This is a genomic window from Streptomyces sp. NPDC107550 (genome assembly GCF_055639095.1).
On the sequence record NZ_JBVKBC010000008.1, the window covers coordinates 83,343 to 96,449 of the forward strand.

A 13,107-nucleotide genomic window follows, 5' to 3' on the forward strand; every position below is an offset into this window, starting at 1 on the left:
ACTTGCCTGGTGAACAACAGTAGAACTCGTTCCCATTCCGTCGAGAGTGAGGAACCAGAAATGACCGACAGCACCCGTCCTGACGTCGGCCGTCACGGGATCTCCCGCCGTGGCTTCCTCGTAGGAACGAGTTCTCTTCTCGGTGCCGTGGCCCTCGGTGCGCCCGCCGTGGCCGCGGCACCCCGCGTCCGCGCCGTCGCCGACGGCGCCCATGTGCCCGCGCTCGTCATCGGCACCGGCTACGGCGGCTCCGTCGCCGCGCTGCGGCTCGCCGAGGCCGGCGTCGACGTGCAGATGCTGGAGATGGGCATGGCCTGGGACACGCCCGGGTCCGACGGCAAGGTCTTCGCCAACACCACGAAGCCCGACTACCGCTCGTTCTGGCTGCGGACCAGAACCAAGCAGCCCCTGAGCAACTTCCTCGGCTACCCGCTCGACAAGGACGTCCCCCGCTACACCGGCATCCTCGACGCGGAGGAGTTCGCCGGCATCACCGTCTACCAGGGGCGCGGCGTCGGCGGCGGCTCCCTCGTCAATGGCGGCATGGCCGTCACCCCGAAACGCGAGAACTTCGCCGCGATCCTGCCGAGCGTCGACGCCGCCGAGATGTACGGCACGTACTACCCGCGCGCCAACGCAGGCCTCGGCTCGGCGACCATCGACCCGGCCTGGTTCGAGACCGCCGAGTGCTACCAGTACGCGCGCGTGGGCCGCAAGCACGCCCAACGCTCGGGCTTCGGCTTCCAGTTCGTGCCGGACGTGTACGACTGGGACTACATGCGGCGCGAACAGGCGAACCAGGTGCCGCGCTCCGCGCTCGCCGGGGAGATCCTCTACGGCAACAACTACGGCAAGAAGACCCTCCAGAAGACCTATCTGGCCCGCGCCGCCGCCACCGGCCGCGTCAGCGTCTCCCCGCTGCACAAGGTCACCTCCGTCACCCCGGCCGCGGGCGGCGCCTACACCGTGCGCGTCGACCAGCTCGACACGGCGGGCGCGGTCACCGGCACCAAGGAGATCACCGCCGACCGCGTCTTCTTCGCCGCAGGCAGTGTCGGTACGAGCAAGCTCCTCACCCGGCTCAAGGCGACCGGCGCGCTGCCCGCCCTCAACAGCGAGATCGGCAAGGGCTGGGGTGACAACGGCAACGTCATGTGCGGGCGCGCGAACCACATGTGGGACGCGACCGGCGCCCTCCAGTCCGCCATTCCGACCGCCGGCATCGACAACTGGGCGGCGGGCGGCGCCTTCGCCGAGGTCGCCCCGCTGCCCACCGGCATCGAGACGTACGCCTCGTTCTATCTGTCGATCACGAAGAACCCCAACCGCGCCCAGTTCACGTACAACCCGTCGACCGGCGGCGTCGGCCTGAACTGGCAGACCGCGTGGAAGCAGCCCGGCATCGACATGGCGAAGTCCATCTTCGACAAGATCAACGCGACGGAGGGCACGATCTACCGCACCGACCTGTTCGGCGCGTACAAGATCTGGGGCGACCACCTCACGTACCACCCGCTAGGCGGCGCCGTACTGAACAAGGCGACCGACAACTACGGGCGGCTGCACGGGCATCCGGGCCTGTACGTCATCGACGGCGCCCTGATCCCCGGCAACACCAGCGTCAACCCGTTCGTCACCATCACGGCGCTCGCCGAACGCAACATCGAGCGGATCGTCGCCACCGACCTCTGAATCGGGGTTCGTCGTCCTGCCCAAGTTCTGTCGCCCATAAGCGAGTTCAGGGCTTGGGCAGGGCGCAGACCGAGTCGAGGCCGAGCACGTGATTGAGCCGGCCGAACGCCAGCCACGCACCGATGGCCATGCTCAACTCCACGATCTCCGCCTGCGTGTAACAGGCCGTCATCCGCGACCAGAACGCCTCGTCGAGCCCGTGATGGTCGAGCGCGTACCGCTCCGCGTACTCGGCGGCCAGCCGCGTGCGCGCGTCGAACGCGTCCGTCGTACGCCACTCGGTGACCGCCAGGGCGAAGCCCTCCTCGACCTTCTCGCCGTCCCGTTCGGTGCGCCAGTCCAGACAGACCAGACAGCCGTTGATCTGCGCGATCCGCAGCCGCGCCGCCTCGAACTCGCGCAGGCCCAGCGTCGAATGGTCGTACACCGCCATCGAGTACTGCGCGGCGGCCGGCCCGATGCCCGGCACCATCTCGCCCCACACGTACGGGATGGGCTCCTCGCCCTCGGGGATGTCGATCCTCATGACTGCTTCCTTCCGAGCCGTCCCGTCGCCGGGAGCACGGGCACGTCCAGCGCGTCGTACAGTCCCGGCTCCGCCGCGACCAGCCACGCGACGGCGCCGACCAGCCGCGCGACCGCGGTCGCGTTGCCGCCCGCCGCGTGGTTGCCGCCTTCGTCGCTCGCCTGCACGGTCACCTCGATCCGCGGCCTGCCCTCCACGATCACGCGGTGCGCGCCCGCGCCGCCGCCGGGCGGTACCGGCCAGTCCGGCGCGCACGAGGGGTGGATGCGGGTGACGTGCTCGACGACGATCCGCTCGGCTCCGTCCACCACCCCCGCCACCTCGAAGCGGACCGCACCCTGGGTGCCCGCCGCGAAGTCGCCCATGGCCGCCGTCGTCACGTCCGCGTCCAGCGGCCTGCGGCGCACGCTCTCGCGGATCGTGTCGAGGTCGACGCCGAGCGCGCGGGCCATCAGCCGTATCTGCCCGCCCCACACCATCGTCGGCACGCCCTCCAGCAGCATGGGCGGCTCGTACGTCAGCGGGTGGCCCATGCCGACGAGGTCGCGCACCGACTCCGGCTGGTCGTACGAGGAGTAGTCGAAGATCTCCTGGCAGCGCAGCACGTCGACGCGCGCGCCGAGGCCGCTCACAAGCAGCGGCAGCACGTCGTTGGCCCAGCCCGGGTCGACGCCCGACGCGAACAGCGAGCCGCCGCCCGCCGCGATCGCCGCCCGCACCGGCTCCGTGAACTCGGCCGGGGCGCCCCGGGGGTCGTACAGCGGGTAGAGCGCCGGGGTGACGACCACCGCCCCGGCGCGGATCGCCCGGCACACGTCGGTGAGCGCGTCGTCGGGCCGCAGGTCGCCGGAGGCCGCGTAGACGACGGCGCCGGGCCGCGCCGCGAGGACCGCGTCGACGTCGGTCGTCGCGGCGACACCGAGGGCGTGGCCGAGCCCGGCGAGGTCGCCCGCGTCGCGGCCGTCCTTCGCGGGGTCGTGCACGAGCACGCCCGACAGTTCGAGCCCGGGGTGGGCGTCGACGGCTCTGATCGCCGCGCGGCCCACGTTCCCGGTGCCCCAGACCACCGTGGAAGTCATGCGCCGGAGCGTAACCTGACTGGGCGTCAGTTCATAGGCCGGTGACGGGCCTTGACGTCCTCAGTGGGGGAGGGCGCGGGCCGCCGCGAGCGTCTGGCCCGCGTAGCCCCGGCCGAACAGGACCGTGTGGACGAGCAGGGGGAACAACTGGTGCAGCGGGATCCGCTCCCGCCAGCCCTCGGCGAGCGGCGCGACCTCCTCGTACCCGGCGATCACCCGCTCCAGGTGCGGGGCGCCGAACAGGCGCAGCATCGCCAGGTCGCTCTCCCGGTGGCCGCCGTGCGCCGCCGGGTCGATCAGCCAGGCGCGGCCGTCGGGCGCCCAGAGCACGTTCCCGTTCCACAGGTCGCCGTGGAGCCTGGCGGGCGGTTCCGGCGGTCCCGCCGCTTCCCCGATCCGCGCGCAGGCCCCCTCGACGACGGCCGCCTCCTCGGGCGTGAGCGTGCCGGCGTCGACCGCTTGTCGCAGGTACGGCAGTACGCGGTGCTCGGCGAACCACTCGGGCCAGGTGTCCCCGGGGACGTTGCGCATGGGGGCGAGGCCGATGAAGGCGTCCGCGGGGCCGTCCGGGGGCGGGGCGCCGAACGCGGGGGCGCCGCTCGCGTGCAGGGCGGCCAGCTCGCGGCCGAAGCGGGTGGCGCCCTCGGGGGTCGGGCGGCCCTCCGGTACGTGGGCGCTGACCAGCCAGTGCGGGTCGTGGCCGTACACATGCGGTACGGGGATGGCGTGCGCGTCCGCCAGCCAGGTGAGGCCGGCAGCTTCCGCGTGGGTGGCGCCGGGCTGGTCGGCGTGCTTCACGATCACTACGTGGGTGTTGTCGAGGGTGACCTTGGTGAGCTGTCCGCTCAGGGGGTGCGAGGCTGTGGCGCGGCGGGCGGTGTGTCGGGCGGCGACGGCTGACGGGGTGGGGGAGGGGTCGGCCATACGGCCAGGGTAAGCGCCGCCCCGCCTCCTCAATCGCCGGAGGGGCTGGGAGCCGACGATGAGGTCAGCCCCGTAAGGGGCGCGGGGAACTGCGCGACCAGCCACGACGAAGCCCGCACCCGGCGACGCCTCCTGGGGCTCCGCCCCAGACCCCGCTCCTCAATCGCCGGAGGGGCTTGAATTGGCGGCGTTGAAGCCCCGTTAGGCTGGAAGCGGGCGGCGTCGACAGCCCCGCCAGGGGCGCGGGGAACTGCGCGGCCAGCCCCGACGAATCCGGCACCCGGCGACGCCTCCTGGGGCTCCGCCCCAGACCCCGCTCCTCAATCGCCGGAGAGGCTTGAATTGGCGGCGTTGAAGCCACATCAGGCTGGGAGGATGCGCTGAGGTCAGCCCCATAAGGGGCGCGGGGAACTGCGCGACCAGCCTCAACGAAGCCCGCACCCGGCGACGAAGCCCGGGGCTCCGCCCCGGACCCCGCTCCTCAATCGCCGGAGGGGCTTGAATTGACCGGCGCTGAAAGCCCCGCCGGGTTTGAGGCAGAAGCAGCTGGGAGGCTCGCCGCTGGTCCGCCCGGAGTAGCGCGCTCGGGGACCGGTGACGGCACCGGCGACGGGCCGGCGGGAGTGGAAGGGCGGCGCCGTACGGAGGTCACCGCGCTGGTCAGGGCGCCCGCCACAAGCCCCCAGAACGCCGAACCGATGCCGAGCAGCGTGACGCCCGACGCCGTGGCGAGGAACGTCACGACCGCCGCCTCCCGCGCCCGCGGGTCCGACAGGGCAGAAGCGAGGGACGCCTCGATCGTGGCGAGCAGCCCCACCCCGGCGACCGCGAGGACGAGGGCGTGCGGCATCGCCGTCAACAGCGTGGCGACCGTCGCCCCGAGCAGGCCCACGCAGAGGTAGACCGCGCCCGCCCACACGGCCGCCAGATAGCGCCGCTCACGGTCGGGGTGCGCCTCCTCGCCCGTACAGATCGCCGCCGTGATCGCCGCGAGGTTGATGCCGAACGCCCCGAACGGCGCGAGCACCGCCTGCACGGCCCCCGTCCACGTCATCAGCGGCGACACCGGCACGTCGTACCCCGAGGTGCGCAGGACCGCGACGCCGGGCAGGTTCTGCGAGGCCATCGTCACCACGAACAGCGGGACGCCGACGCTGATGAGCACCTTCCAGTCGAACTCCGGGGCGGTGAAGACGGGTTGAGCGAGCGAGAACCGCACCCGTTCCAGATGCCAGCCGCCCGCCACCACCGACGCCACGACCCCGCCGGCCAGGGCCACGAGGACCGCGTAGCGCGGGAGGAACCGCCGCGCCGGCAGGTACAGCGCGAAGACGGGGAAGGCGATGGCGAAACTGGCGTGGATCTGCGCGAACAGGCCCGTCCCGAACTGGAACAGGACCCCCGCGAGCAGCGCCGCCGCCAGCGGCACCGGGACCCGGTCCATGATCCGCGCGAACCAGCCGGTCACCCCGCTCAGCAGGATCAGCACCCCGCTGAACACGAACGCCCCGATCGCCTTCGCCATGGGCACGCCGCTCAGGCTCGTCGCCAGCAGCGCCGCGCCCGGCGTCGACCAGGCCGTCACGACCGGCGCCCGGAACCGCAGCGACAGGCCCGCAGACGTCACCGCGAGCCCGATGCCGAGCGCGAGCATCCACGACGAGACCTCGCGGGCGTCCGCGCCCGCCGCCCGCGCCGCCGTGAAGACCAGCGCCGCCGAACTCGTGACGCCCACCGTCACCGCGACGAGCCCCGCCGTGACGGCCGACGGTGGCGCGAGCCCCCGCAGCCGGGCGAACGGGGACGATGGCGGTGCTTGCTGGCTGGGCATCAGGGGCGTCGCTTCCGGGGGCAGGGGGTCCCGCGTACGGGTGTTCCAGGCACAGTCGTTCCATAAACAGAACGTTCTGTTTATGGAACACTAGGGACCCGGGCCGCGAGCCGTCAACCGGCCGCGACCCGCCGACCGACCGGGGCGCCGCACCCGCCGCGCAGCGACACGACAGGAGCCGGGCGATGGGCCTGAACGACGAAGTGGGCCGCCGGCTGAAGGAGTTGCGCCGGCGCGAGGGGCTGTCGCTGTCCGAGCTGTCCCGCCGGTCGGGCGTCGGCAAAGGCACCCTCTCCGAGCTGGAGGGCGGCCTGCGCAACCCGACCCTGGAGACCCTGTACGCGCTGACCACCGCGCTCGGCAGCCCGCTCAGCGCCGTCCTCGACGACCCGCCGCCCGGCGTCACCGAGGGCGCGGGCGGCGTCTCGGGCAGCGCCGTCACCGCCGTCCTGCTGGAACGGTACGAGGACGCCGACGCCGCCACCGACGTGTTCCGGATCTCCATCGCCGCCGGCGCCGTCCAGGAGTCCGCCGCGCACGTCCCGTACACCACCGAGAGCCTCATGGTGCTCTCCGGCACCGCCCGCGTCGGGGTCCCGGACGCCCCGCAGTCCGTGGGCCCCGGCGGGCACGCCCACTGGCGCGCCGACGCCCCGCACCTGTACGCCGCCCCCGAGGGTGAGGTGCAGGGCGTCCTCTTCGTCCGCTACCCGAAGCGCCCCCAGCACCCCTAGCGCCCGGCGCCGCCGGTCAGTCGCCCGCGCCGCACACCCGCAGCCCGACCGGCGTCCCGCACGGCAGATGGCCGTGCGTGGCGACCACCGCCTTGCCGGTGCCGTCGACCGCGTACGCGAGGAAACTGGCGGCCAGCGTGTCGGCGGGCGGCCTGCCGTACGTGTACGCGTACTCGATCTCCCGGTACGGATAGCCGCCCGACGCCAGCCGGTCCGGGTCGGGGACGTGCCCGCCGAGCGTCAGCCGGTGCAGCCCGCGCGGCGCCTGCGGGGCGGACGCGGCGCGCAGGTCGCTGTAGCCGACCGCGCCCGGCGTCCGGGCCACCGCGTCCAACACCTGTTCCGTGGAGTCCAGTTCGCAGCGGAGCACCGGCGCCGAACGCACCGTACGCTCCACGCAGTCGTCGGAGGACGTCGGCGGCTCGTCCGCGCCCCCGAGCACCCGCGCCGACAGCGACGAGCGGGTGCCGGAACCCGACGTGCGGCTCACCAGGACCACCGGCAGCCGGGGGCCGCCGAGTTGCGACCAGTTCCGGATCTCACCCCGGTACAGCCGCCGCACCTGCGCCACGGACAGATCGGTGAGGCGTACGTCGTCGTGCACGACCAGCGTGAACAGCGACACCGCGACCCGCGTCCCGCTCAGCCGCGTGTAACTCGCCGGACGCGGACCGTCGGAGAACGCGATCACCGCGGGCGCGTGCGCCGACTCGCCGCCGGACAGCGCCAGTTCGCGCACCCCCGTACGGCTGCCGCGTGCCGCGACCGTGATGTGCGGCTCGCCCTGGCAGTGCGCGCGATAGGACCGCGCCAGTTCGCTGAGCACCGGCTCGAACGCCGTCGAGCCCGTCAGCCGCAGCGAGCCCGTCGCGCAGTCCTCGGGCAACGGCGGCGGCAGCGCGAGCGGCAGCGCCGTCGCCACGATCAGCGCGAGCCCGAGCGCCACCGTCGTCCAGCGCGCGTGCCGGCTGAACACGGGTGGCTTCTCGTCCGGCGTCAGACTGTGGTTCTCGTGCAGCGAACCGTCCTTGAGATCGCCCGTCACGACCACCGGATCGCCCTCGTGGCCCCCCGTCAGCAACACCAGGATCTTGTAGTACGCGCCCGGCTTCAGCGGCACGCGCGGGATGCGCAGGGTGCTGGGTCCCGCCACCAGCAGGCCCGGCTGATCCTCGAAGTAGCCTGCCAGATTGGCGTGTTCGTCGGGCAGCGTCACATCCCGCGCCTCGATCCGGCGGCCCGGGAACTCGGCGGTCAGCCCGTACTGCGCCGACGGGTCGATGTAGTCGGACTCCTCGATGTGCCGCGAGCCGTCGTTCTCGACGCGCAGCAGCACCAGCGTGGCGTCCCGCATCGCGGGCAGGTCGTTGAACAGGCCGAGCCCCGCGGCCCCGGCGGCCGCGCCCGCCTGCCCGCTGTGCCCTATGGCGATGTCCATCTGCGTACGGAAACCGATGCGCCTGCTGCGCCGCGCCCGCCCGTCCGCCACGAACGGGACGACGACGGAGACGGCGCCGAGCAGCAGGCCCGCGGCGGCGAAGGTGATGTCGAGCCAGCCCATGGCGTCAACGTACGAACCTGCCGCCCGCCGCGCGCCGCCCTGAGCGTCCCTTCGCCCACTGTTCCACGGGAGTTCACCACCCGCCGCGCGCCTCGGCCCGCCGGTGCCGTACGCCCCCCGCTCACCCCGGACGCGGTCGAACTGGAGGTCCGGGCCGACCGCGACGCCTGGCGGGCGCGCGCCGCAGCCACCCGTACAGGACGACGGAACACAGCGCGGCCCACGCGCACCACGTCGACACGAACTCCCAGCGCCACAGCGCCGCGCACACCGCCGCCCCGGCCGCCGCCGCGCCGCCCAGCACGACGAGACCGCGCTCACCGGAGAGCAGCAGCGCCCCCACAGTGGCGAACAGATACCCCGCGAGCAGCGGGCCCGCGTGCGGCAGGCCGACCGCGTACCCCATCGTGTGGCCGCGCACCTCGGCCGTCACGGGCCGCGTCGCCAGCACCCACGCGAGCACCCCGGCCACCACCGAGCCGACCGCGCAGGGCGCGAGCAGCAGCGGCCACCGCCGGGGCACCGCGCACAGCACGGCGAACGGCACCCACAGCGGGAGCAGCGGCAGCGCGATCACCGCCCACGCGAGGGTCGCGGGCCCGCTGCCGCCGCCCGCGTGCCACACGGCCGCCTCGATGAGCTGATGCGCCCCGAGCAGCAGCGGAAGCGCCGCGAGGGGGAGGGCCCGGGGCCGGGTGCGCGCCGCCCGCACCACACAGCCGACGCCGACCGCGCTCACGGCGCTCCCCGCCGCGAGATCCGCCGTCGCGCTCCAGCACATGCGCCCACGCTACGGCCGTACGGGCGGGGTCGCCGCCCGGAAGCCCGGGGGAGAGGGGTCGGCGGCCGCGGGGTTCGTACGGGCGGACCCGCGCGATGTACGTGTAGCGGGCAGCTATATACTTTCGATATGCATCTATCCCCGGAGGTCGACGACACCGATGCCGCCGGACGGATCGAGGTGTCCGCGCGGGGGCTGCTTCGGGGGATCGGGACCCTGACCCGCGCCCTGTTCCGCGCCGGCGAGTTCGGCGGGCTCACCCGCAGTCAGGTCGCCCTGCTCGACGCGCTGGAGGCGGCACCCGGCCGGGTGACCGAGCTGGCCGCCCGCACCGGCATGGCGCAGCCCCGCGTCACCGTCGTCCTCGCCCGCCTGGAGGACGCCGGGCTCGTGGAGCGCCGGCGCTGCGACGACGACCGGCGCGCGGTGCGCAGCACGCTCACCCCGGCCGGCCGTGACGTACTCGACCAGGGGCGCCGCCGGATGGCCGCCGCCCTGCTCGCCGCCCTGGACGGAGCGAGCGAGGACCCCGAACGCGCCGTGCGCGAGGCGCGGGACGCCCTGGCCACCCTCGTCCACGCGATGCACACGACGGACGCCCCGGCGACGGCGATACACGCCGCGGACGCCCCGGCGACTGACGCCCCGGCCAGGGACGCGACGAGCGTCCGCGCGCCGGTCACCCCGGAAACCGAAACGGAAGCGGAGGCCACTTGAGCACCCCGGGCACCCTGCACGACACGCCCACCACGCCCACCACGCCCACGACCGTCACGCCTTCGGCCGCCCCGGGGACCGACCTCGCGCCGCACCGGGTCTCCGGACCCCGCAGAGGGTGGGACTGGGTGCTCGCCGCCGACCCCGGGCTCGGCCAGCTCCAGGCCGGCTGGCGCACCTTCGTCGCCATGGTCACCTCCCTCGCCGTCGGCCACTCCGCCGCCCACGCCCTCGCCGTGCCCGCCGTCACCGGCATGATGATCGCCGGGATGATGGGCCTGATGAGCGCGTTCGCCGTCGCCGAGAACACCTGGGACCGGCTGGCCCGCGCCATCCTGTGGATGCCCTTCCCGTACTCCGCCGTGCTCTGGCTGTGCGCGCGCCTGCAAGGGCACCGCGTGCCGCAGATGGCCCTGATGATCGCCGCGCTCGCCGTCACGTTCCTGCTCGCCAGGTTCGGGCCGTTCGCCCTGGTCACCGGCATGATGCTGTTCAACGGCCTGATGGTCGGCATGCTCGCCGGGCTGCCCGCGGCCCTCGTCGGCAAGGCGTTCGCCATCGCCCTCGTCTCCGCCGCCGCCGTCCTCGCCACCCGGCTCCTGCTGTGCCGGCCCACCCCGCGCGAGGACCTGCTGCGCACCCAGCGCGCGTTCGTCGTCGAGGCCCGCCGGATCGCCGACGCGGCCGCCCGCGCCCTCGGCACCGACCTGGAGCCCGCCCGCGCCGCCCGCCGCGTCCAGCGAGGGCTACGCCGCCTCAACATCACCACCGTCACCATCGACGGCCGCCTCGCCCAGCCCGAGGTCGCCGCCGACCCGGCCGCCGCGGAACTCCTGCACCGCCACCTCTTCGACGCCGAACTCGCCCTGCGCGGCATCGGCCAGGCCGCCGTCGAACTGACCCGGCTGCCCGTCCCCGAGCCCCTGCGCGAAGCCCTCGTCGTCGCCATGGTCCTCGCCCGCGACACGCCCGTCGGCCGCGCCGAGTCGCTGCGCCCGGCCGCCGCCCGCGTCCAGGCCCGCGCCGAGGCGGTGCTCGCCGACCCCGCCGCTCCCACCGGGCACGTCGAGGCCGCCGTCCTCGCCCGCCGCGTCGGCCACCTGCTCGACTCACTCGCCGAGTCGCTGCGCGCCTGGCTCAGCCTGGGCCGCAGCTCCGCCTCGGGAGCCGCCGCGGGCGTCCCCTTCCAGCAGAGCGTCGCCCTGGAGAACAACCGGCTGCCCGGCTCCGCGGGCCCCGCCCGCCGCGTCCTCGCCGCCACCACCGAACGCGGCTGGCGGCGCGCCGTCCCCTACGTCCGCGTCCCCGCGCACGCCGCCGTCGCCGCCGCGATCGTCTGCCCGCTCACCGACGCCATCGACCCCCGCCGCTTCTACTGGGGCCTGGTCGGCGTCATGATCACCCTGTTCGGCACCAACACCACCCACGAGCGGCTGCGCAAGTTCGGCCACCGCATGGTCGGCACCGCGCTCGGCGCCGTCCTCGGCCTGCTCGTCCTGCACCTCACCGGCCGCGGCCACCCGTACGCCACCCTCGCCGTGATCGTTCTCGGCCTCACCTTCGGCGCCTGGGGCATGCAGCGCGCCTACGCCTGCTGGGTCACCGGCCTCGTCGTCGCACTCATCCAGCTCTACGCCCTGAGCACGCCCGACAGCGCCATGGACCACTTGCTCGGCGAACGGCTCCTCGACAACGGGCTCGGCGTCCTCGTCGCCACCGCCTGCGCCGCGCTGATCTTCCCCCTCTCCCGCCGCACCGTCGTCCAGGAGGCCGAACGCGGCTACGTCGAAGCCCTCGCCCAGGTCGTCCAGCAGGTCGAACAGCGCTGGAGCACCCCCGACGCCCCCGTACGGCTGCGCGGCGCCGCCCGCGCCGTCGACGCGGCTCTCCTCCAGGTCCGCAGCGTCGCCCGCCCCCTGGTGCGGATGCCGCTCGGCGTACGCGGCCCCGCCGCCGACCACCGCGTGGCGCTGCTGACCACCGCCACCGGCCACGCCCGCACCCTCGCCTCCGCCGCCGACATCGACATCGACCTCGCGCCCGGCCCCGCCGCCCGCGCCCACGCGCTCACCGCCCGCCTCACCGCGTCTCTGCGGGCCCTCGACCGCGCCCTCGCCGGCGGCGAAGCTGACGGCGACGCCGGCTGGCAGCGGATCGGCCCCCTCGTACGCGCGCTGGAGACGGATCTGCCGCCCGCGCAGGCCGGGCCGCGCGCCCGCCGGCTGCGTGCCGCGCTGCGGGAGCTGGCCGCGCTCGACGAGACGCTCGCCGCCTACGCCGAACAGGCCGGCCTGCGCGTCGCCGACGGCCCCCGCCCCGAGACGCCGCCCGCCACCCCCATGCAGCGCCGCGCCCACGCCGTCGTCGCCGCCTGGAACGAACCCCGCCGCCCGGCGCCGGTCGCTCCGGTGCCTGAGACACGCGAACAGGCCGCCGCACCGGCCCCCGCCACCGCCCCGGCGCCGATGCCCACCGCCGGACGCGGCAGGGCCCGTATCGAAGGCGCCGTGCGCTGCGCCGAGCATGGGGACGGCTGTCCCGCCTGGACGACGCTGATCAGCGCCGGAGGCCGCCGCCTCGCCACGTCACCGGTCCACGACGGGCACTACGCCCTGACCGGGCTGCCCGCCGGCGCCCACACGCTGATCGTCTCCGCGACCCGGCACACCCCCCGCGCCGAACTCGTCACCGTCGCGGACGCCGACCAGCACGTACGCCACGACATCGCCCTCGGGGACGGGCACCCGGAGGCGCGGGCTAGGAACTGACCGAAAAACGCGCGCTGAACGCGTGCGCCGACCCGTCGCGGCTCGCCAGCTCGATCGCGTACCCGCCGCCCTCCGGGACCGGCGGGAGCACGGTCGTCGTCTCCCCGGACGGCGCCGCCGTCAGCTTCGCGGCGAGCTGCGCGACCCGCGCCGTGCCGCCCCGCACGAGCCACATGTCGAGCTGCCGGCCCGTGCCGTTGCGCCAGTTCACGAAGACGCTGGAGCCCGCCGGATGCACCGAACCGGCGGCCGGGGCGGTCACCGTGAGCCCCGGATCGGCGGCGGCGGACGGCGTGGTGAGGAACAGCAGGGGAGCGACGGTCAGGGACAGGAATCCGGTGCGGCGCATGCGACGACCTCGTTCCGATCGGGGGTTGCCTCTACGGACACGTACGTCTGAGCCCTCCCCGCTCCCCAAGATCGGCAAAGGGCCGGGCGGCCGTCCCCACCCCATGGGGGACGCCTCTGTCCCCGAACCGGAGGGCTCGACAGGA

11 protein-coding genes are annotated in these 13,107 nt (G+C 74.4%); 4 read left to right on the forward strand and 7 right to left on the reverse strand.

Features of this window, described 5'->3' with window-relative positions; genetic code table 11:
• The first annotated feature begins 60 nt into the window (after window positions 1-60).
• Window positions 61-1,692, forward strand: a complete 1,632-nt coding sequence (locus ACZ7LY_RS13895; RefSeq protein ID WP_471624789.1) for a GMC oxidoreductase — start codon at window positions 61-63, stop codon at window positions 1,690-1,692.
• 46 nt (window positions 1,693-1,738) lie between these two features.
• Here ACZ7LY_RS13895 and ACZ7LY_RS13900 read toward each other — a convergent pair whose 3' ends face one another.
• From ACZ7LY_RS13900 to ACZ7LY_RS13915, 4 genes are all read right to left on the reverse strand, one after another.
• The gene (locus tag ACZ7LY_RS13900) at window positions 1,739-2,218 is read right to left on the reverse strand and encodes a carboxymuconolactone decarboxylase family protein (protein ID WP_471624790.1); all 480 of its coding nucleotides are present in this window, start codon (window positions 2,216-2,218) and stop codon (window positions 1,739-1,741) included.
• A complete protein-coding gene (locus ACZ7LY_RS13905) occupies window positions 2,215-3,297 on the reverse strand; it encodes an NAD(P)H-dependent amine dehydrogenase family protein (RefSeq protein ID WP_471624791.1) in 1,083 nt (360 codons plus the stop codon). Before ACZ7LY_RS13905 ends, ACZ7LY_RS13900 begins: the two co-directional genes overlap by 4 nt.
• A gap of 60 nt (window positions 3,298-3,357) precedes the next feature.
• On the reverse strand, window positions 3,358-4,221 hold the full coding sequence (locus ACZ7LY_RS13910; RefSeq protein ID WP_471624792.1) for a fructosamine kinase family protein: 864 nt from the start codon (window positions 4,219-4,221) through the stop codon (window positions 3,358-3,360).
• A 481-nt stretch (window positions 4,222-4,702) separates the two neighbouring features.
• Window positions 4,703-6,052 carry a benzoate/H(+) symporter BenE family transporter gene (locus ACZ7LY_RS13915; RefSeq protein ID WP_471624793.1) on the reverse strand — a complete coding sequence of 450 codons (1,350 nt, stop codon included), beginning with the start codon at window positions 6,050-6,052 and terminating at the stop codon, window positions 4,703-4,705.
• A 185-nt stretch (window positions 6,053-6,237) separates the two neighbouring features.
• Between ACZ7LY_RS13915 and ACZ7LY_RS13920 the strand changes: the two genes are divergently transcribed.
• Window positions 6,238-6,786, forward strand: coding sequence for a helix-turn-helix domain-containing protein (locus ACZ7LY_RS13920; protein ID WP_471624794.1), 549 nt, complete (start codon window positions 6,238-6,240; stop codon window positions 6,784-6,786).
• A 16-nt stretch (window positions 6,787-6,802) separates the two neighbouring features.
• On the opposite strand, the gene ACZ7LY_RS13925 is transcribed toward ACZ7LY_RS13920, so the two are convergent.
• Both ACZ7LY_RS13925 and ACZ7LY_RS13930 read right to left on the reverse strand, forming a co-directional pair.
• Complete coding sequence (locus ACZ7LY_RS13925) at window positions 6,803-8,347, reverse strand: substrate-binding domain-containing protein (protein ID WP_471624795.1); 1,545 nt, start codon at window positions 8,345-8,347, stop codon at window positions 6,803-6,805.
• Window positions 8,348-8,468: 121 nt separating this feature from the next.
• Window positions 8,469-9,128: a DUF6629 family protein gene (locus ACZ7LY_RS13930; protein WP_471624796.1), complete on the reverse strand. Its 660-nt coding sequence runs from the start codon at window positions 9,126-9,128 to the stop codon at window positions 8,469-8,471.
• A 129-nt stretch (window positions 9,129-9,257) separates the two neighbouring features.
• Between ACZ7LY_RS13930 and ACZ7LY_RS13935 the strand changes: the two genes are divergently transcribed.
• Window positions 9,258-9,845 carry a MarR family winged helix-turn-helix transcriptional regulator gene (locus ACZ7LY_RS13935; RefSeq protein WP_471624797.1) on the forward strand — a complete coding sequence of 196 codons (588 nt, stop codon included), beginning with the start codon at window positions 9,258-9,260 and terminating at the stop codon, window positions 9,843-9,845.
• The gene (locus ACZ7LY_RS13940; protein WP_471624798.1) at window positions 9,842-12,613 is read left to right on the forward strand and encodes an FUSC family protein; all 2,772 of its coding nucleotides are present in this window, start codon (window positions 9,842-9,844) and stop codon (window positions 12,611-12,613) included. The genes ACZ7LY_RS13935 and ACZ7LY_RS13940 overlap by 4 nt, the downstream gene beginning before the upstream one ends.
• Here the strand turns inward: ACZ7LY_RS13940 and ACZ7LY_RS13945 are convergent.
• Window positions 12,603-12,962, reverse strand: coding sequence for a Ser-Thr-rich GPI-anchored membrane family protein (locus tag ACZ7LY_RS13945; RefSeq protein ID WP_471624799.1), 360 nt, complete (start codon window positions 12,960-12,962; stop codon window positions 12,603-12,605). The two genes, ACZ7LY_RS13940 and ACZ7LY_RS13945, sit on opposite strands and share 11 nt — an antisense overlap.
• Window positions 12,963-13,107 lie beyond the last annotated feature (145 nt).